Here is an 18,558-nt window from a genome sequence, read left to right as displayed (position 1 = left end):
GCCGGGCTGTCAGCCGATCGTGAACGTGTGGGTCAGGCAGTAGGTCGTCTTGATCTCCGGGTACGCCAGCGCCAGGGCCAGCCGCTCGTCCTGCCCGCACGCCGCCTTGTCCGCGGTGCCGGCGATCACCTTCGCCTTCACGACCATGTAGCCGCCGCACGCCTTCTTCGGGAACTCCGCCTGCAGTGACGCGAGGGTGAAGTCGTAGCACTCGCCGTCGACGAACACCGGCGCCATGCACACGTTGACGCTCGCACCCCTGGTGTACTTGACGTAGCCGTCCTTGGTCTCGCCGCACTCCTCGGTGGAGGTGGCCGGCATCTTGGTGACGACGTAGTTGTGCTTGTTCTCGGCGCACGGGGTCTTCTCGAACTTCGGGTTGAACGACCCGCCGCCGAGCAGCACGCAGTCGCCGATCTCCGCGAACGGCTTCGGCTTCACGGTGGTCGTCGTGGTGGGGGCCGCCGTGGTGGTCGCGGCGACCCCGCTGCCGAACTTCATGTCGTCCTTGCGCACGAACCACAGCATCGCGGCGCCGATCGCGACCACGACCACGAGCACGCCGAGGCTGATCAGCAGCCCGGTGCGCGAAGACCGTTGCGGTGCGACGTGCAGGGTCGGGCGGGGGCCGTCCCACTGCTGCTGCGGGTACTGCGGCGCCGGGCCCGAGTACGCCCCGAACGGGTTGGGGTCGACGGGGCCGTACATGGCGTCGTGCGGGTTCGGCGCCGACCCGTGGGCCGGGCCCGCGGGCGCGGCCCACGGGTTCTCCGGCTCCTCGGGTCTGCCAGGTGGTGTGGTCACGGGCCGCACTTTAGAGCTGGTCAGAGGCCTGCACCCACCGAATTAACCAGGTGTGCGCACCGTCTCGGTCAGGCCGGACAAAGCGGCCGGCAACGGGTTGTGGTGCAGCACGCCGAGCCGTTGCGTGGCACGGGTGAGCGCCACGTAGAGCTCCGCCGCGCCGCGCGGTCCGTCGGCCAGGATCCGTTCCGGCGCGACGACGAGCACCGAGTCGTACTCCAGGCCCTTGGTCTCCGAGGCGGGCACCGTGCCGGGGACGCCGGGCGGCCCGATCACGACGCTCGTTCCCTCGAGTTCCGCCTCGAGCTTCGTGAACTCCTCGACGGCGGCCGGCAGCTCGTCCTCGGTCAGCTGCCGCGACCACGGCTGGACACCGTTGGCGCGCACGGATTCCGGCGCGCGGACGTCCGGTGCGAACTCGGCGAGCACCTGCGCTGCGACGGCCATGATCTCCGCCGGCGTGCGGTAGTTGACCGTCAGCGACCGGTACTCCCAGCGGCCAGGCACGTACGGGTCCAGCATCTGGCCCCACGACGTGGCGCCCGCCGGGGCACGGCGCTGCGCCAGGTCGCCCACGACCGTGAAGGAACGGCCGGGGCAGCGGCGCATCAGGACGCGCCAGTCCATTTCGGACAGTTCCTGCGCCTCGTCCACCACCACGTGCCGGTAGGTCCAGCCGCGGTCCGCGAGGGCGCGTTCGACGAGCGTGCGCTGGTCGTGCTGCTCGAAGCGCTCGGCCAGGTCGTCGGCCTCCAGCATGTCCGAGGCGAAGAGGTGGTCCTCGTCGTCCATGTGGTCGAAGCGGCCGACCATGCTGTCGAGCACCTCGGCCGCGTACCGGGCCTCGGACGCGCGTTCGGCCGCCGCGGCCTGGTCCTCGGCCTGCTCCCGGCCGTCCTTGCCGAGCAGGTCGTGCAGCTCGTCGAGCAGCGGCACGTCCGAGATCGTCCACGGCTCGTCCTCGGCGCGCCGCAGCGACGGGTCGGCGCCCGCCGCCGCGAGCTGCTCCGGTGACGCGTAGAGCGCGCTCAGCAGCTCGAACGGCGTCATGATCGGCCACAGGGAGTCGATCGCCGCGATGAACGCCTCGTCGTCGGCGAGGTCCTTGACCAAGCCGGTCCGCATCTCCTCCCAGGCCTGCTTGTCCGACCGGGACATCCAGCCCTTGCCGATCCGGCCGATCGCCCGCTCGGTCAGGACGTACGTGACGATCTCGCGGAACACCGCGCGCGCCTCGTTGTGCGGCAGGCCGCTGTCCCGCGCCTCCTGGCGGGCCCACTCGGCGACGTCCGCGCCGATCTCGACGACGACGTCCTTCATGCCGATCGGGATCGGGTCCTCGGGGACGCGCTGCCGTGCCGCGACGGCCGCCTTCAGCACGTCCACCATCGCGCGCGCCCCCTTGATCCGCGCGACGTCCGGGGCGTCCTCGGCGGTCGCGGACAGGCCCGGCAACAGGTTGCCGGCGGTCGAGAACACGACGTCCGACTCACCGAGCGACGGCAGCACACGGCTGATGTGGTTGAGGAACGCCGGGTTCGGACCCACGACGAGCACGCCGTGGCGTTCCATGCGCTCTCGTTGCGTGTACATCAGGTAGGCGACGCGGTGCAGCGCCACGACCGTCTTGCCGGTGCCGGGACCGCCCTCGATCACCAGCACGCCGGGGTGGTCGAGCCGGATGATCGCGTCCTGTTCGGACTGGATCGTCGCCACGATGTCGCGCATGCCCGCGCCGCGCGGCGCGTTCAACGCCTCCAGCAGGGCGACGTCACCCTGCTCCTCGCCGAGCTTGCCGAACACCTCGTCGGTGAACCCGGCCACCGAACGGCGGCGCGTGAGGAACTGGCGCCGCCGGCGCATGCCCTCGGCGTTGGCACCCGTGGCGGTGTAGAACGGCCGCGCCGCCGGCGCCCGCCAGTCGAGCAGCAACGGTTCGAAGTCGTCGAACTCGTCGAACAGACCGATCCTGCCGACGTAGGAGATGCTCCCGTCGACACCGTCGAGCCGCCCGAAGCACAGGCCGTAGTCGGCCACGTTCAGGCGCTTCATCTCGCGGTGCCGGGCGCGCACCTCGTTGTCGCGTTCCATCGCGGTCTCGCCGGTGCCACCCAGCGCGGACAGGTACGCCGCCTTCACACGCGCACGGTCGCCATCGAGCCGTGCGTAGAGACCGGCCACGTAGTCGCGCTCGGACTGCAGTTCTTCTTCGTAACCCACGTGCTCCCCAGTGCGCCTGGTTTTCTGGCTTGAGGCGATGAGTGTGAACGATGCACGGGGTCTTGTGGCAAGGGCCCCCTTCTGCTATACGTTTGAGTGGAAGAACGGGTCTGGTCGCGGGTGCGGCCGGGCCCGTTTCTCGTTGGCGCGGTCGGGTGCCACTGGCCATCATGGCCGGGTGAACGTGCCTTTCCGCTGGGACCTGGTGACGCCCGACCACCTCGGGTCGCTGCTCGACGACGTCGCGACCCCCGAGGTGGCTTACCTCACCGAGCTGGCCCGGTGCACGGGCAAGGTGCTGGCCCGCGGCGGCAACGGCGACCTGGTGTTCGTCGGGAGGTCGCTCGACTCGATGTTCGACCTGCTCGGCGGTGCGCTGGAGGGCACCGGTCACGTGCTCGCCCGGCTCCCGCTGTCGTTCCCGCGCCGCTACGAGTACTCGAGGCAGGAGGTCCTGCGGGCCAGGGAGGTCCTCGCGGACCTGGGCATCACCCCCGCCTCGCTGGCCCGCCGCTCGCGGCCGGTCACGTTCGTCGACGTGGTGTCCTCGGGCTCGACCTACAAGAGCCTCTTCACCCTGCTGGACGACTGGATCGCCGAGGAACGCGAGACGTGGCCCGTGATCCGCCTCAAGCTCCGCTTCGTCGGGGTGACGGTCGAGGAGGACACCAGCCCGAATACGTGGCGGTGGCAGCAACACGCGGACTGGACGCGCCGGCTGCCCGCCGCGTCGGTCGTGAACGTCTCGCTCGACGCGGCGATCTGGTCGTACTTCGGCGACCGCCAGCAGAAGGTGACGAAGTCCTTCGGGACGCGCGGGTGGATCGAGGGCGCGAGGGAGACCGAGCGGGACGAGCGGACCCGCAAGGCGCTCGCCGAGGCGGTCCGGCTCGTCGAACTGGGGCGCACCAAGCAAGTCCGGCGGATGATCGCGCGCGCGATCGACGGCGAGCCCGCGCTCAGCGAACCGTGGTTGCGCACGCTGCGGAGCACGCTCAGCTAGACGGTGTGCTCCATGACCATCATCGCCGTCGTCCCCGGCTCCAGCGCCTTGCAGATGTGCGGCAGGTCGCCGGGGTAGACGATGTAGTCACCGGGCCCGAGCTCCACGGGGTCGTCGGCCAGCCCGGCCAGGCACCGCCCGGACGCCACGATCATGTGCTCGACGCTGCCCGGCACGTGCGGCAGCGACTCGCGGGCGCCGCCCGGTTCGAGGGCCAGCCAGTAGATGTCGTGCTTGGTGCCCGGACGGCACGCGGCCAGCAGCGTGGCGGAGTAGTGCGCGCGCTCGGAGTGGATGACTGGGCCCTCGCCCGCGCGGATCACCTGCACGCGGGGCACGGCGGGTTCGACGAGCCGGCTGAACGGGACGCCCAGGGCGACGCCGAGGGCCCACAGGGTCTCCACGCTGGGGTTTCCGGCGCCCGACTCCAGCTGGGAGAGCGTGGACTTCGCGATGCCGGCCTTCTTGGCGACCTCGGAGAGCGACATGCCCGTGCGGTCGCGCTCCCGCTTGAGGTTGGCCGCGATGAGGTCGAGTGGTGCGTTCGACACAGAAGTCCATCCGTTCGTCTTGACGAACACCGATCCCAGGTGTTCATCTTAATGGGTGGTGCGTTCGATATGGCGAACTCTTGATGCCGGGCTCCTGCGTGACGTGGCCGCGGTGGCGCTCGGTGCCGCGGTGACCGGTGCCAGCTTCGGCGCGATCTCGGTCGGCTCCGGCCTGCCGTGGTGGATGCCGGTGCTGATGTCGTTGCTGATCTTCGCGGGCGGCTCGCAGTTCATGGCCGTGGGTGTGGTCGCCGCTGGTGGCAGCCCTGCTGCCGCGGTGCTGGCCGGTCTCGTGCTCAACGCGCGGCACCTGCCGTTCGGCCTCGCGGTGGGGGACGTGCTGGGCAGGAACCCGCTCGCGCGGATCGTCGGCAGTCACCTGCTGATCGACGAGTCGACGGCGTTCGCGATGGCGCAGAAGGATCCCGCGAGAGCGCGTGCGGCCTACTGGGCGTGTGGCGTGTCGTTGTTCTTCAGCTGGAACACGGGTGTGCTCATCGGCGCGCTTGTGGGGCAAGCGATCGGGGACCCGATGACGTTCGGGCTCGACGCGGCGTTCCCGGCGGCACTGCTGGCGCTCACGCTTCCGGCGCTGAAGGACGCGGCCACGCGCAACGCGGCGCTGGCCGGTTCCGCGATCGCGCTGGCCACGACGCCGTTCCTGCCCGCTGGTGTGCCCGTGCTGCTCGCGTTGGCCGGGTTGTTCGCGTTCCGCGCACCGAAGAAGAAGGAGGAGCCGTGCCCGTCACCGCAGTCCTGATCCTGGCCGCCGGCACCTTCGCGATCCGGATCGCCGGGCCGTTGTTGCGCGACCGCGTGACGTTGCCGGACCGGGTCCGCGAACTGATGTCCGCGTCCGCGACGGTGTTGTTGCTGGCGCTCGTCGCGGTCTCGGCCTTGACGAACGGCAAGCAGTTCGGCGGCTGGGCGCTCGCCGCCGGAGTCGCGGTCGGCGGCCTCGCCGCGTGGCGGAAACTGCCTTTTGTCGCAGTAATTGTTCTGGCCGCGGTGACGACTGCCGGACTGAGGCTCGTCGGCGTGTCTTAGTGCTTTCTGACGTGGGAGAAAAGCAGGTTCGTGTGAACCTCCGTCACCTCTCGCCGGCTCGTGAACTTGTCGAGCACGAGTCGTTGCAGATGGCCGACGTCGGAAACCGCGACGTGCACCAGGAAATCTTCTGGACCCGTCACGTGTGAGAGCGCGAGTGTTTCCGGGAGAGACAGCACGTAAGCCATGAACGGGTCGACGATCTCCTTGGTGTGCGGGCGGATCTTCACCGCGAGCATCGCCTGCACGTGCTGTCCGACGGCCTTGGGGTCCACCTCGGCGTGGTAGCCGGTGATCACGCCGCGCTCGCGCAGGGCCCGGTGCCGGACGACCGCCGTGGACTGGGCGACGTTGACGCGTTCGGCCAGGTCCTTGTTCTGCAGGCGCGCGTCCTTCCGCAGCTCCCGCACGATGGCCTCGTCGATCGAATCCAGCACGGCTCTTCTCCGTTCCGCCGAATCGGCTGCGGTTCCTCGTCCACTCTGCCGAGGAAGTCTCCACCATTCGGGCCATGACGCGCATCGAGACCATCGCAGTGCACGGCGGCCGCGACGACCTCGCGGAGCTCGGCGTGCACGCTCCTCCCATCGACCTGTCCACCACCTACCCCGTGCCCGACCAGGCGCTCGGCGGGGAGGCGCTGGGACAGTGGGCCACCGGCGCCGCGCGGGCTGCCTCGCCCGTCTACGCGCGGCTGCACAACCCGACGGTGGCCCGGTTCGAGCAGGCGCTCGCGGCTCTCGAGCACACCGAGACGTCCGTGGCGTTCGGCAGCGGCATGGCTGCGGTGACCGCCGTCGTCCAGGCCGCCTGCGTGATGGCGGGAAAACCGCACGTCGTAGCCGTGCGGCCGTTGTACGGCGGCACCGACCACCTGCTGTCGTCCGGTCTCCTGGGCGTCACGACCACGTATGTCGAAGCGGGCCTGGTGTCCTCCGCGATCCGGCCGGACACCGGGCTCGTCGTGGTCGAGACCCCGGCCAACCCCAACCTCGACCTCGTCGACATCGAGCACGTCGTGCGGCAGGCGGGCTCGGTGCCGGTCATGGTCGACAACACCTTCGCCACGCCGATCCTGCAGAACCCGGCGCTGCACGGCGCCTCGTACGTGCTGCACTCCGGCACCAAGTACCTCGGCGGGCACGGCGACGTCCTGGGTGGCGTCGTGGCGTGTTCGGAGGAGCTGGCGGCGGCGTTGCGGCAGGTCAGGATCATCACGGGCGCCGTGCTGCACCCGTTGGGCGGCTACCTGCTGCACCGCGGCCTGGCCACCCTGCCGTTGCGCGTCGAGGCGGCCTCCCGCTCGGCCGCGACGCTGGCGCTGCGCTTGGCCGAGCACGACGCCGTGGAGTTCGTGCGCTACCCGTCCATGTCACGGCAGATGCGCGGAACGGGCGCCATGATCGCGTTCGGCGTGCACGGCGATCCCGTCGAGGTGATGCGTCGGTTGAAGCTCATCACCCCGGCCGTCTCATTGGGTTCGGTCGACACGTTGATCGAGCACCCCTCGGCTTTGACACATCGCCTGGTTCCCGGTGAAGAACTGCGAGCTTCCGGCGTTCCGGACAATTTGCTGCGCATTTCCGTGGGCCTCGAGCACGTCGAGGACATTTGGGAGGATCTGAACGCAGCGCTCTGTGACGTCCCTTACGTTAAGTCTTGCCCAACTGATTTCTTGGTGATGACCGCCACTCGCTAGGGTTCCCCGCATTCAGCGCGTCGGGGCGCGGGAGGTTCCGACGCGAGCATTTTTCCGTTTTCGGAAGGAACCTCTTCGTGAGTTCTGTGGAAACTGATGCGGACGGCTACACCAAGGCGCTGAGCAAGCGCCAGGTGCAGATGATCGCCATCGGTGGCGCGATCGGCGTCGGCCTCTTCCTGGGTGCGGGCGGACGCCTCGCCACAGCGGGGCCGTCGCTGATCCTGTCCTACGCGGTGTGCGGCCTCGCGGCGTTCTTCGTCATGCGCGCACTGGGCGAACTGGTGCTCCACCGCCCCGTGTCGGGCAGCTTCGTCGAGTACGCCCGCGAGTTCATCGGTCCGTGGGCCGGTTTCACATCGGGCTGGCTCTACTGGCTGAACTGGGCGATGACGGGCATCGCCGAGATCACCGCCATCGCGATCTACATGCACAAGTGGTTCCCGGACCTCCCGCAGTGGATCACCGCTCTCGTGGCGCTGGTGGTCCTCGTGGCCATCAACCTGTTGTCGGTGAAGCTCTTCGGTGAACTGGAGTTCTGGTTCTCCGTCATCAAGGTCACGGCCATCGTCGTGTTCCTGGTGGTCGGCACGGGCCTGGTGATCGGCAACGCCGACATCGGCGGCACGACGGCCTCGGTCTCGAACACCCTCGGCCACGGCGGCCTGTTCCCGGCGGGCGTCGGCATCGCCCTCATGACGTTGCAGGCCGTCGTCTTCGCCTACGCGGCCATCGAGCTCGTCGGCATCGCCGCCGGCGAGACCAAGGACCCCGAGAAGGTCATGCCGCGCGCCATCAACGGCGTGGTCTACCGCATCGCGATCTTCTACGTCGGTTCGGTGCTGCTGCTGACGATGTTGTTGCCCTGGGACCACTTCACGGGCACCGAGTCGCCGTTCGTGACCGTGTTCTCGGCGCTGGGCATCCCGGTGGTCGGCGACATCATGAACGCCGTGGTGCTGACCGCCGCGCTGTCCTCGTGCAACTCCGGCCTCTACTCGACCGGCCGCATCCTGAGGTCGTTGGCGCAGAAGGGCGAGGCGCCCGCGATCACCGGCCGGATGAACTCCCGGCACGTTCCCTACGGCGGCATCCTGTTCACCGGTGTCGCCTACCTCTTCGGCGTGGTGCTCAACTACATCGTGCCGAAGGAGGCGTTCGACATCGCGATCGCGGTGGCGTCGCTGGGTGTCGTGTCGACGTGGGCCACGCTGATCATCTGCCAGCTCCGGTTGCGCAAGAAGGCGTTGGCGGGCGAGATCCAGCGGCCCTCCTATCGGATGCCCGGTGCGCCTTACACCTCGTACGGGACGTTGGCGTTCCTTGCGCTGGTGATCGGGCAGATGGCGTTCGCGGGGACGGCCGAGAAGATCGCGTTCTGGTCGATTCCGGTGCTGGCGCTGGTGTTGTTCCTCGGGTGGCGTTACGTGAAGTCGCGCGAGGCGCAGAACGAACTCGTCAGCGTCGACTGACCTGCCGTCTCGAATGGCCTCCTCGTCCCAGGGCGAGGAGGCCTTTTTGTACCCACTAATGTTCCTCCATGACTTTTGAGTTCGCCGACCGCATGACCCCCTTCCGCGACAAGGCGGTCGAACGGGGAATCCCCGAAGAAGACGTCGACCGCTGGTTAACGCTGACCCGGCCCTGCGCGACGTTGACGCAGAAGGGGGAGGGACCGGTCGTGGGCCGGTTCGGGGGCCCGCTCCTGCTCCCGGCGGACGTTCCGGACCCCGCCTTCCCGTACGTCGCCACCATCGACCTCGCGGCCCTGCCCGCCGATTTCACGGACCTGGCACTGCCGCGCGACGGGCAGTTGTTGCTGTTCGCGTTCCCCGAGGACGAGGGCGATCCCGTGAGCATGGGCAGCGCGATCTACGTCCCGGCCGGCACGGCAGTGGTGGAACGGGACCTCCACGCCTGGAACGAGTGGGACATCGACGACTACGAGACGATGTTCAAGGAGTTCCCGCAGGGGCCGGTGCGCGCGATGGCCGACGTGTCCCTGCCCGTCCACCACGCGTTCCAGGTCCGCGGGGAGCGCAGGGCCGGCCCGATCCCCGGCCACCCGCGCGCCGAGGACCTCGTCGACGCCTGGCACGACACCCGTGAGGGCATCAACGCCGAAGGATCGCTGCAGATCGGCGGCTACGCGGACGAGGAAGCCGTCTACACGGACCCGCTCGACCACGTCGTGCTCCGTGCCGTGAGGTCGGCGGAGAAGGGCAAGTGGGACGGCCCGGTGTCGGACGACGTCGCGGACTGGGTGCTCCTCGCCGACTGGTACGCGGGAGCGGACGTGTACGGCTGGGAGAGCGCCACCGTCCACTGGGGCATCCAGCGGGAAGACCTGGCCGCGGGACGCCTCGACCGTGCGTTCGCCCAGGTCTTCTACAACCCCTGATCCGCCTCGAATATGCTGGTGAGCATGGTTGCAGCCCCACCCGTCATCGGCGTGCTCGCCCTCCAGGGCGACGTCCAGGAACATCTCGTGTCGCTCGCCAAGTGCGATGTGACCGCACGGCCCGTGCGCCGCGCCGAGGAGTTGGACGAACTGGACGGGATCGTCATCCCCGGCGGCGAGTCGACGACCATGAGCAAGCTGCTCGACAACTTCGAGCTGCTGGAGCCGCTGCGGGCGAAGATCAAGGCGGGCTTCCCGGCCTACGGGTCGTGCGCGGGCATGATCCTGCTGGCCAACGACGTGCTCGACGGCCGCGAGGACCAGCACCAGCTCGGCGGCCTCGACATCACCGTGCGCCGGAACGCGTTCGGGCGGCAGGTCGACTCGTTCGAGACCGACCTCGACCTCGTCGGGGAGACGGTGCACGCCGTGTTCATCCGTGCGCCGTGGGTGGAGGCGGTGAGCGGGGACGTGGAGGTTCTCGCTACGGTGCCCGTTACGGCTGAGGCGGGCGATGCCGCCGGTAGGATCGTCGCGGTCAGGCAGGGCAAGGTGCTGGCCACGGCGTTTCATCCGGAGCTCACGGGGGATGAGCGCGTCCACCGCCTGTTCGTGGACATGGTTCGTGGTTTGACTGGTTCGGAGGAGAAATGAGCGGCCACTCCAAGTGGGCGACCACCAAGCACAAGAAGGCCGCCATCGACGCCAAGCGCGGCAAGCTCTTCGCGCGGCTGATCAAGAACATCGAGGTGGCGGCCCGCACCGGTGGTGGGGACCCGGACGGCAACCCGACGCTGTTCGACGCCATCCAGAAGGCCCGCAAGAACTCGGTGCCGCTGGACAACATCGAGCGCGCCCGCAAGCGCGGCGGCGGCGAAGAGGCCGGCGGCGCCGACTGGCAGACCATCATGTACGAGGGCTACGGGCCCAACGGTGTCGCGGTGCTCATCGAGTGCCTCACGGACAACCGCAACCGCGCCGCCACCGAGGTCCGCACGGCGATGACGCGCAACGGCGGTTCGATGGCCGACCCCGGCTCGGTGTCGTACATGTTCAGCCGCAAGGGCGTCGTGATCGTGCCGAAGGCGGGCACGACCGAGGACGACGTGATGATGTCGGTGCTCGAGGCCGGTGCCGAGGAGGTCAACGACCTGGGCGAGGCCTTCGAGGTCGTGTCCGAGGCCGGCGACCTCATCCCGGTCCGCAAGGCGCTGCAGGAGGCGGGCATCGACTACGAGTCGGCCGAGTCCAGCTTCCTGCCGTCGGTGTCGGTGCAGCTCGAGGCCGAGGGCGCGAAGAAGATCTTCAAGCTGATCGACGCGCTGGAGGACTGCGACGACGTGCAGAACGTCTTCGCGAACTTCGACGTGTCGGACGAGGTCATGGCCGAGGTCGGCTGAGACCCGCGGTGCTGGGAACGCCGGTCACGCATTGCGTGGCCGGCGTTTTCCGTGTTCTAAATGATGCCACCTGTGTCCTGCCACTGGATGCACGTCGGCCGAGTCCCGGTTTGGTGGAACTCGTACAGCGCTTTCTTGATGGTTTCCAGAGTGATGGCTGATTTGGGCGGGAAGAGCGTCGGGTTCTGCTTGTCGATGTACAGGACAGGCGGCCAGCTGGTGATCTCTTCGTTCGAGACCGACGCCCAGGACCAGGACTCGCCGGTTTCGCTGTCCGGGTCAGGCCCGTAGAAGTGCAGCGCTCCGATGGTGCTTTCCGGGTCGAGGTCCATCTTGAACATCCGGTCGGGCAGCTTCAAGCGGCCGAAGGTCGGCAGCTCCGGTGCGACTATCTGGGTGGGGTGAGGCTGAACGCGCTGCTGGAGGAGGTCCGCAAGCACACCGTCGATCTCCGATTCCGATGTCGCCACCACTGGTCCTCCCGATCGGGCAGCGTCGGAGTAGTACCAGAACTCCAGTGTGATGCTCACGAATCGTCCCTTCCGCAGATCTCATGCGACTTTACCGGATCGTGAATTACGAGAGTCTGGCCCGGTAGGAGCACGTCCGGTAGTAAAACCGTGCAGGAGAAGCGGCCCGTGCACAGCTCTTCATTTATGACAAGGTCAACTCGGTCGATGCCGCTGTGCCGCATGCGCCAAGCGACCTTCATTTCGACATGCTTGCTCGTTTCGACCTGCCTTGGTGGAATTGCTTCCACTTCGACCAGGTGATCGTTGATGCGTTTGTGTTCGCCGTCGGGTTCGCTTCCGCTTTGGACGAGTTCGGTGTAGCCGTCGGGGTCGAGGTAGAAGCCGCTGGTGATGTACGACGGCAGGTGTCGTCGGCGCTGCTCGGCCCAGGTCGGCTCCGCTGCGGGCGTGGCGCCCACCTCGAACCGGGCCCGGATCTGCTCCACGCCCTGCAGCGCGGCTTCTAGCGCCTTGCACTGCAGCAAAGCCCCAGCGCGCACCGCCTCGAAGTCGGCCGTGATCGCTGAGGCCTCGTACTCGTTCGTCGTGCCCGCTGTGGACTCCGTGATCAGCTTGCCGCAGTCCTCGGCGCTGTCGGACACGTGCCGCAACGCCTGAAGTGCCTGCGCGGCCAACTCGGCGACCCGGCTCAACAGAGCCGAGACATCAGCGAACGACATCTGACCCCCCGATCGAAGTGTGCGGCTTGGAAGGTCTCCAAGCCACGCACACGATCGGGTGGTCAGTGTCGGCTCACCTCACGTCGAGGCGGCCTGCCGGGGCGAGGTCCTCCGCCCGCACCTGCTTCCACGCGAGGTCGTCGACCCCCAGGGCGTCGCGCAGGAACGCCCACGCCACCCGGCGGATCAGCGCGACGCGCTCGACGCTCTCGTCGGTGGTGTCGGTGACGTTGTAGCCGTGGATGCCGCCGAGCGAGTGCTCGCCTTCGAACAAGGTGAGCAGGCCGCGGGCGCCGGGGGCGTGGTGGTAGACGTCGGTGAACCAGTCGGGGCCGCGGGTGCTGAGCATCGACTGGTCCGCGTCGCCGGCGACGGCGAGGAACGGCGTGGTCAGCCGTTCGAAGTCGGGGGACATGAACGAGCCGAAGTTGTCCCGTGCGAACGGGGTCAGGGTGTCGCCGCCGAACCCGGTCGCCGCGAAGAGCACGCCGGCCTTCACCCGCGGGTCGGACAGGTCGGGTCCCGGCTGCCCGTTCTCGTCGAGGACGCGGGCGCCGAGGAGCATGCCGACGGTCTGCGCTCCCCAGGAGTGGCCGGCGACGGCGATGCGGTCGCGGTCGGCGCGTTCGGAGAGGCCGGGGACCGCGCCGAGCAGCTGGTCGAGGTCGTCGAGCACGCGCTGGACGTCCTCGACGCGCACCCGCGCGATGTCCGGGTGGCGGGGGTCGGCGGGCGTGAGGCCGAGGGTGAGCGAGTCGAGGAACGTCGGCTGGACGACGACGAAACCGTTGTCCGTCCAGAAGTCCACCAACGGGTCGTAGCCCGACATCGACCCGCTGAAGCCGTGGGCCAGCAGGATGATCGGGAGGCCGCTGCCGGAGACCGGTGCGGACACGCGCACCTGAAGGTCGTCGCCGCGGTCCGGGGCGGGCAGGACGACCGGTTTGACGCTGATGGTCCCGGTGGTGAAGGTGGGGAGCGCGGTGCTGGTCACAGGCATGACGAGGTCCTTCTGGAAGGCTTGGGGAAGCTGATAGGCTCCGAACCGGAGCGTGGTTCCGAATATACGGAGCAGTGTTCCGCTTGGCAAGTGCCGTGGTGGAGAGGAGTGCCCGCGTGGGTGCGAAGGAGTCGACCGCGAAGCGCTCGGACGCGCGGCGCAACGAGAAGGCGCTGCTCGACGCCGCCGCGGCGGTGTTCGTCACCGACGGGGTGGACGCGCCGGTGCGCCGCATCGCCGCCGAGGCGGGCGTGGGCATGGGGACGATCTACCGGCACTTCCCGACGCGGGCGGACCTGGTCGTGGCCGTCTACCGGCACCAGGTCGACGCGTGCGCCGAGGCCGGGCCCGCGCTGCTCGCGTCGGCGGAGTCGCCGTTCGCGGCGCTGCGGGACTGGGTGGACCTCTTCGTGAACTTCCTGGTGACCAAGCACGGCCTCGCCGCCGCGAGCCGCAACGACCCCGACGGCTTCACCGCCCTGCACGGGCTTTTCCTCGAGCGGCTCCTGCCGGTGCTCGCCGAGATCCTCGACGCGGCGCGCGAAGCGGGTGAGATCAGGGCGGGCATCCCACCCCTGCACCTGCTCCGCGCGATCGGCGACATCTGCGCGGGAGCCGAGACAGCAGGCCCCGACTACGACGCGCGGTTCGCCATCGGCCTACTGCTCGACGGCTGCCGATACCTCGGCTGAGGCCACCTTCAGGAACGCCGTCCACGCCTGCGCGCTCACGGGCAGGTGGGTGGCGGGCGCCTTGCTGTCCCGGATGCCGACACCGGTGCCGACCTCGACGCAGTTGTTGCCATCTCCGCTATAGCTGCTCTTGCGCCAGTTCGTCATTGGAGGCCCTCCAAGATGCTGTTGATCACCGCCCTCGATTGTTCCTCATCCAATGCGCCGGCCGCGAGGTCCTTCAGGATGTTCTCGTAGGTGTCGACGGTTTCCTTGTCGTCGAAGAACAAGCAGCACCGGACGCTCTCGATGTAGACGACCGGCGGGTACTTCGGGAACTTCATCAGCCGGAAGTCACCGCATGTGCCTGCGTGCATGCCGATCGATCTCGGGACGATCCGGATGCTGATGTACTTCCGCACCGACAACCGCAGCAGATGGGCGAGCTGCTCGCGCCAGACCTCCTCGCCACCGACCGGAAGCCACAGTGCCTGCTCGTGCACGTAGAACGTGAACGTCCGGGTGTATTCGAGAATCTCCGCTCGGGCGGCTCTCGCCGCAACGGTCTTGGGGATGTTCTCCTCTGAGACTGTCTGGGCTTTTGCCGTGACAGCCTCGACGTACTCGTAGGTTTGAAGCAGGCCTGGAACGAGGATCATCGACCAGTCGGTGATCTCGATGGCCTCCTTCTCGTGGCTGATCAGCGTGCGGACCTGATCCGGCACACCTTCGGCTGGAATCTGCAGGTAGACGCTTCCTTGCTCGCTGAACAGCTCGAGCAGCCGCTCGCGTTCCTCGAGCGGTGTGCGGCAGTAGGCGAGGAGTTCGCGAACCTCGGACTCGTTGACACCGCCCTTGCCGGCGAGCATGTCGGACAGCTTGGCCTCTTGCCAGCCAAGTGCTTCGGCGAGCTGGCGCTGGGTCATGCCGGTGCTTTCGACGGCGGCTCGCACGCCGTTGCCGAACTCGCGGCCCACCACGCTGGACGATCTCTTGGGCATCCACGGAAGGTAGGGCCGGGACCCGCGAAAGCTCTATCGTTTCGCGCCAAATCTGCCTGAAGGTGGGAGAGTTGGACCAGCTCCAAGCAGGCATAAGGCGCCGGAACGGTGCCGTAGGCTGGGTGCCGTGCTTTCCGACGAAGACATCGAGCTGAGGGCGCGGCTGCTGTCCGCGGCCGACCGGCACGGCCACACCAACATCGTCGTGAACCCCGACGCCGAGGGGCCGGGGTACGTGTTCTCGGTGGGGGCCTGGCGGCGGTTCGGGGTGGCCGAGGCCGTCGTGATCGGGCTGCCGCAGGGCATGGGCGAGAACCTGGTCAACATGTACGTGAAGCGGGCCAGCGGTGGCGAGCGGTTCGTGCCGGGGCAGCTCTACCACGACTTCTTCGAGGGCGTGCCGATCGCGTTCGAGCGGGTCTACAAGGGGTTCTACCCCGAGTTCTTCGGGAGCGCGTACCTGCTCTACGACGGGTCGGACTTCGCCGCGCTGCAGATCATCGTGCCCACCCCGCAGGGGCAGTGGCCGTGGCAGCCGGACGCGCCGCAGGGGTTCGGCGACCACCAGATCATCCTCACGGAGAGCGGTCTGCCGGAGAGCTGGACGCCGGGGGTCACCGGACCGTGACCGTCCACATCGGACCTCTGACGGAGGAGCACGCCGGTGAGGTCATGACGGTCCAGCGCGCCGCGTACCTCCAGGAGGCGCGCCGCTACGGGGCGTGGGACCTGCCGCCGCTCGTCGAGACGCTCGACGGGATCCGCGCGCACCTCGCCGACGGCACGCCCGCGCTCGGGGCGTTCGCCGGGGCGAGGCTCGTGGGGTCCGTGCGCAGCCGGGTCGACGGGGAGCGGATGGAGGTCGCGCGGTTGGCCGTCGCGCCGGACGTCCAGGGCGGTGGCGTCGGGCGCAGGCTCCTGCGGGCGATCAGCGAGAGCGCGCCCGCTGCCGTGAACGTCGTCTGGTTGTTCACCGGGGCCGAGAGCGACGACAACATCAGGTTCTACGAGAGCGCCGGGTTCGTGCGGGTCAGCGAGCACCTCGACGCGGTCGGCATCAGGTGCGTCACCCTGGAGCAGGAGGTCGTCTGACGTTCAGGGCAGCGCCGCGTCCGGGGTGACCGAATCGTTGTCCGGAGGTCGTTGTCCGCTCAGAACGCCACGACACCGGACAACGATCTGCCTGTAGAAATGCGGTGCGGCCGCCAGTCCGGGGGGATCTGGAGGTCGCGACCGGGGGAGGAGCGCCCCGCCTCGCAGGAGGCACCAGGGGGATGCGGAGCGGGGCGCTTCAACACCGGGGACCTAGGGCTTGCGTCCCAGGAGCCCGATCAGTCGTGTTTGGTCGTCCGCCCCCGAGGAGACCGGAACCGGTGAATCGAACATCGACGAGCCGCTCCAGTCGTCGATGTTGCTCTCCACGTAGGCGAGGACGGCCGACGCGAGCTCGGGGTCGATCCGCTCGTCCGCGCCGATCGAGCGCGCCAGGTCCCAGGCGTGGACCGCGAGGTCCGCTGTCATCTGCCAGCAGTACTCCTCGGAGTTCATCGTCCCGCTCGACACGCTCACGGACTTCGCCAGCGCGGACGGCTCCAGCCACGCCTCGCGCGCCGCCGTGGCCGCCACGACCCAGGACACGAGCGGGTCGTCTCCCAGGTTGTCGTGGTCGAACCTGTCGCCGACCTGTTTCACGGTGCACCCGGCGAGCAACTCTGGGGCCCAGAGCTGCTCGTGGACGAGGTGGCCGATGAGGTCTCTGACCGACCACTCCCGGCAGGGGGTGCCGAGTTCCCACTGGTCCGGTGCGACCTCCCGCACCCTCCGGTCGAACTCCGTCATCGCCATGCCGTGCGCCTGGATCAAGTCCATCCCAGCAGTGCATCAAATCCTGGCCGACCCCGCACGCCGGCGTGAGAGCTGGGCCACTCGGACGCAACCTGATTTGCAAGCCGTACACGCGTTCGGCGTAATCTCGACCGGATCACCGTGACATCGTTGACACGAGAGGACGATGACTGTGAGCGCCCCTAGCGCCAGCATCTCCAACCAGGACAAGGGGTTCTTCGGGCACCCCCGGGGCCTGTCCACGCTGTTCTTCACCGAACTCTGGGAACGTTTCTCGTTCTACGGGATGAAGGCCATCCTCGGCCTCTACCTGTGGACAGCCGTGTCCGAGGGCGGTCTCGGCGTCGACAAGGCGCTCGCGCTGTCGGTCGTCGCCATCTACGGCACGGCGGTCTACATGTCCGGTGTCGCGGGCGGCTGGCTCGCCGACCGCGTGTGGGGCGGCCAGCGCGCGACGTTCTACGGCGGCGTGCTGATCATGTGCGGTCACATCGCGCTGGCGATCCCGATCGGCATCACGGGCGTCTACCTGGGCCTGATCTTCATCGTCGCCGGCACCGGCCTGCTCAAGCCGAACATCTCGACCGTCGTCGGCGGCCTCTACGACCGCGACGACACACGTCGTGACGCCGGCTTCACGGTGTTCTACATGGCGATCAACATCGGTGGCTTCGTGTCGCCGCTGATCACCGGCGCGCTCGCGGACGGCATCGGCTTCCACGCCGGGTTCGCCGTCGCCGCGATCGGCATGGCCGCCGGCCTGATCCAGTACCGGATGGGCCGCAAGCACCTGCGCGGCTCGGCCGCCGTGCCGACGAACCCGTTGCACCCGAAGGAGAAGGGCCGCGTCTACGGCTTCATCGGTGGCATCGCGGTCGCCATCGGCGTGATCGGCGTCGTCTCGTACCTTCTCGGTGACGTCGAGGGCGTCATCCTGATGATCAGCATCCTGTCGATCGTCCTGCCGATCACGTACTTCACCGTCATGTACCGCAGCAAGAAGACGCTGCCGCAGGAGAAGCCGCGCGTCCTCGCGTACATCCCGCTGTTCATCGCGGCGGCGATGTTCTGGCTGATCTTCGAGCAGAGCGCGTCGGTCATCGCGGAGTTCGCCGACTCGAACGTCGACAACCACGTGTTCGGCTGGGAGTTCCCGGTCGCCTGGTTCCAGTCGATCAACCCGATCATGATCATCGCGCTGGCGCCGGTGTTCGCGTGGCTGTGGCTCAAGCTCGGCACCCGCGCCCCGTCGACCCCGCGCAAGTTCGCCGGTGCCCTGGTGCTCGTCGGCCTGTCGTTCGTGCTCATGTACTTCGCGAGCAACTCGGCCGCCGACGGCAAGGTGACGCCGCTGTGGCTGGTGCTGATGTTCCTGATCATGACCGCGGGTGAGCTCATGCTCTCGCCGGTAGGCCTGTCGGTCACGACGAAGCTGGCGCCCAAGGCGTTCGCGTCGCAGACGATGAGCCTGTGGTTCCTCGCGGTCTCCGCCGGCACCGGTGTGGCCGCGCAGCTCGTGAAGTTCTACACGACGAGCCCCTCGGCGTACTTCTTCACGCTGGGCGGCGCGGCCGTGGTCCTCGGTGTCGCGCTCGCGGTGGCGGCTCCGGCCATCAAGAAGCTGATGGCGGGCGTCGAGTAGGTCGCCGGAGGAACAGGTGAGAGGGAGGCCCGTCGCGGCGGCGGTGCGGCGGGTCTCCCTCTCGCTTTCAAGCATGCACTAC

Annotated in this window: 22 protein-coding genes; 12 read left to right on the top strand and 10 right to left on the bottom strand. The window is 68.4% G+C overall.

The genetic code is table 11. The features are described from left to right. Positions 1-9 precede the first annotated feature (9 nt). The gene (locus IE307_RS36305) at positions 10-804 is read right to left on the bottom strand and encodes an LppU/SCO3897 family protein (protein WP_191303965.1); all 795 of its coding nucleotides are present in this window, start codon (positions 802-804) and stop codon (positions 10-12) included. 42 nt (positions 805-846) lie between these two features. Further along, positions 847-3,024, bottom strand: a complete 2,178-nt coding sequence (gene helR, locus IE307_RS36300) for an RNA polymerase recycling motor ATPase HelR (RefSeq protein WP_229905428.1) — start codon at positions 3,022-3,024, stop codon at positions 847-849. A gap of 178 nt (positions 3,025-3,202) precedes the next feature. Here helR and IE307_RS36295 point away from each other — a divergent pair, with 178 nt between their 5' ends. After that, positions 3,203-4,027 carry a hypothetical protein gene (locus IE307_RS36295; RefSeq protein ID WP_229905427.1) on the top strand — a complete coding sequence of 275 codons (825 nt, stop codon included), beginning with the start codon at positions 3,203-3,205 and terminating at the stop codon, positions 4,025-4,027. On the opposite strand, the gene IE307_RS36290 is transcribed toward IE307_RS36295, so the two are convergent. Next, positions 4,024-4,578 (bottom strand): helix-turn-helix domain-containing protein, encoded by a 555-nt coding sequence (locus IE307_RS36290; protein ID WP_229905426.1) that lies wholly within the window; start codon positions 4,576-4,578, stop codon positions 4,024-4,026. The two genes, IE307_RS36295 and IE307_RS36290, sit on opposite strands and share 4 nt — an antisense overlap. Before the next feature lie 58 nt (positions 4,579-4,636). Here IE307_RS36290 and IE307_RS36285 point away from each other — a divergent pair, with 58 nt between their 5' ends. Continuing rightward, a complete protein-coding gene (locus tag IE307_RS36285) occupies positions 4,637-5,338 on the top strand; it encodes an AzlC family ABC transporter permease (protein WP_191303963.1) in 702 nt (233 codons plus the stop codon). Beyond that, a complete protein-coding gene (locus IE307_RS36280) occupies positions 5,317-5,625 on the top strand; it encodes an AzlD domain-containing protein (RefSeq protein ID WP_191303962.1) in 309 nt (102 codons plus the stop codon). The genes IE307_RS36285 and IE307_RS36280 overlap by 22 nt, the downstream gene beginning before the upstream one ends. On the opposite strand, the gene IE307_RS36275 is transcribed toward IE307_RS36280, so the two are convergent. Further along, positions 5,622-6,062: an Lrp/AsnC family transcriptional regulator gene (locus IE307_RS36275; RefSeq protein WP_191303961.1), complete on the bottom strand. Its 441-nt coding sequence runs from the start codon at positions 6,060-6,062 to the stop codon at positions 5,622-5,624. The two genes, IE307_RS36280 and IE307_RS36275, sit on opposite strands and share 4 nt — an antisense overlap. Positions 6,063-6,136: 74 nt before the next feature. Here IE307_RS36275 and IE307_RS36270 point away from each other — a divergent pair, with 74 nt between their 5' ends. The 5 genes from IE307_RS36270 to IE307_RS36250 all read left to right on the top strand — a co-directional run bounded on the left by IE307_RS36270 (position 6,137) and on the right by IE307_RS36250 (position 11,125). Then, on the top strand, positions 6,137-7,324 hold the full coding sequence (locus IE307_RS36270) for a trans-sulfuration enzyme family protein (protein ID WP_191303960.1): 1,188 nt from the start codon (positions 6,137-6,139) through the stop codon (positions 7,322-7,324). A 140-nt stretch (positions 7,325-7,464) separates the two neighbouring features. Continuing rightward, complete coding sequence (locus IE307_RS36265; RefSeq protein WP_191304034.1) at positions 7,465-8,796, top strand: amino acid permease; 1,332 nt, start codon at positions 7,465-7,467, stop codon at positions 8,794-8,796. A gap of 68 nt (positions 8,797-8,864) precedes the next feature. Further along, positions 8,865-9,725: a DUF1963 domain-containing protein gene (locus IE307_RS36260; RefSeq protein WP_191303959.1), complete on the top strand. Its 861-nt coding sequence runs from the start codon at positions 8,865-8,867 to the stop codon at positions 9,723-9,725. 24 nt (positions 9,726-9,749) lie between these two features. Next, a complete protein-coding gene (gene pdxT / locus IE307_RS36255) occupies positions 9,750-10,379 on the top strand; it encodes a pyridoxal 5'-phosphate synthase glutaminase subunit PdxT (RefSeq protein WP_191303958.1) in 630 nt (209 codons plus the stop codon). Continuing rightward, a complete protein-coding gene (locus IE307_RS36250) occupies positions 10,376-11,125 on the top strand; it encodes a YebC/PmpR family DNA-binding transcriptional regulator (protein ID WP_189155925.1) in 750 nt (249 codons plus the stop codon). The genes pdxT and IE307_RS36250 overlap by 4 nt, the downstream gene beginning before the upstream one ends. Positions 11,126-11,181: 56 nt before the next feature. Here IE307_RS36250 and IE307_RS36245 read toward each other — a convergent pair whose 3' ends face one another. The 3 genes from IE307_RS36245 to IE307_RS36235 form a co-directional block, all read right to left on the bottom strand. Further along, positions 11,182-11,655: an Imm1 family immunity protein gene (locus IE307_RS36245; RefSeq protein WP_191303957.1), complete on the bottom strand. Its 474-nt coding sequence runs from the start codon at positions 11,653-11,655 to the stop codon at positions 11,182-11,184. Further along, a complete protein-coding gene (locus IE307_RS36240) occupies positions 11,652-12,317 on the bottom strand; it encodes a DddA-like double-stranded DNA deaminase toxin (RefSeq protein ID WP_191303956.1) in 666 nt (221 codons plus the stop codon). The genes IE307_RS36245 and IE307_RS36240 overlap by 4 nt, the downstream gene beginning before the upstream one ends. A 73-nt stretch (positions 12,318-12,390) precedes the next feature. Then, positions 12,391-13,317: an alpha/beta hydrolase family protein gene (locus tag IE307_RS36235; RefSeq protein ID WP_191303955.1), complete on the bottom strand. Its 927-nt coding sequence runs from the start codon at positions 13,315-13,317 to the stop codon at positions 12,391-12,393. Positions 13,318-13,433: 116 nt separating this feature from the next. On the opposite strand from IE307_RS36235, the gene IE307_RS36230 reads away from it, so the two are divergent. Continuing rightward, a complete protein-coding gene (locus IE307_RS36230; RefSeq protein WP_191303954.1) occupies positions 13,434-14,009 on the top strand; it encodes a TetR/AcrR family transcriptional regulator in 576 nt (191 codons plus the stop codon). Here the strand turns inward: IE307_RS36230 and IE307_RS36225 are convergent. Next, complete coding sequence (locus tag IE307_RS36225; RefSeq protein ID WP_191303953.1) at positions 13,977-14,156, bottom strand: DUF397 domain-containing protein; 180 nt, start codon at positions 14,154-14,156, stop codon at positions 13,977-13,979. The two genes, IE307_RS36230 and IE307_RS36225, sit on opposite strands and share 33 nt — an antisense overlap. After that, positions 14,153-14,965 carry a helix-turn-helix domain-containing protein gene (locus IE307_RS36220; RefSeq protein ID WP_191303951.1) on the bottom strand — a complete coding sequence of 271 codons (813 nt, stop codon included), beginning with the start codon at positions 14,963-14,965 and terminating at the stop codon, positions 14,153-14,155. The genes IE307_RS36225 and IE307_RS36220 overlap by 4 nt, the downstream gene beginning before the upstream one ends. A 151-nt stretch (positions 14,966-15,116) precedes the next feature. On the opposite strand from IE307_RS36220, the gene IE307_RS36215 reads away from it, so the two are divergent. Together IE307_RS36215 and IE307_RS36210 are read left to right on the top strand one after the other, a co-directional pair. Further along, the gene (locus IE307_RS36215) at positions 15,117-15,617 is read left to right on the top strand and encodes a DUF4262 domain-containing protein (RefSeq protein WP_229905425.1); all 501 of its coding nucleotides are present in this window, start codon (positions 15,117-15,119) and stop codon (positions 15,615-15,617) included. After that, positions 15,614-16,081: a GNAT family N-acetyltransferase gene (locus tag IE307_RS36210; RefSeq protein WP_229905424.1), complete on the top strand. Its 468-nt coding sequence runs from the start codon at positions 15,614-15,616 to the stop codon at positions 16,079-16,081. The genes IE307_RS36215 and IE307_RS36210 overlap by 4 nt, the downstream gene beginning before the upstream one ends. Positions 16,082-16,294: 213 nt before the next feature. Here the strand turns inward: IE307_RS36210 and IE307_RS36205 are convergent, their stop codons facing one another. Further along, entirely contained in the window at positions 16,295-16,858 is a 564-nt protein-coding gene (locus tag IE307_RS36205) for a TIGR03086 family metal-binding protein (protein WP_191303949.1), read from the bottom strand. Positions 16,859-17,000: 142 nt separating this feature from the next. On the opposite strand from IE307_RS36205, the gene IE307_RS36200 reads away from it, so the two are divergent. Beyond that, positions 17,001-18,476 carry a peptide MFS transporter gene (locus IE307_RS36200; protein ID WP_191303947.1) on the top strand — a complete coding sequence of 492 codons (1,476 nt, stop codon included), beginning with the start codon at positions 17,001-17,003 and terminating at the stop codon, positions 18,474-18,476. The last annotated feature ends 82 nt before the right edge of the window (positions 18,477-18,558 follow it).

This window comes from Lentzea cavernae, assembly GCF_014653695.1.
Lineage (GTDB): Bacteria > Actinomycetota > Actinomycetes > Mycobacteriales > Pseudonocardiaceae > Lentzea > Lentzea cavernae.
The sequence above is the reverse complement of the archived record's forward strand: the minus strand, read 5'-3'. Positions and strand labels throughout refer to the sequence as shown.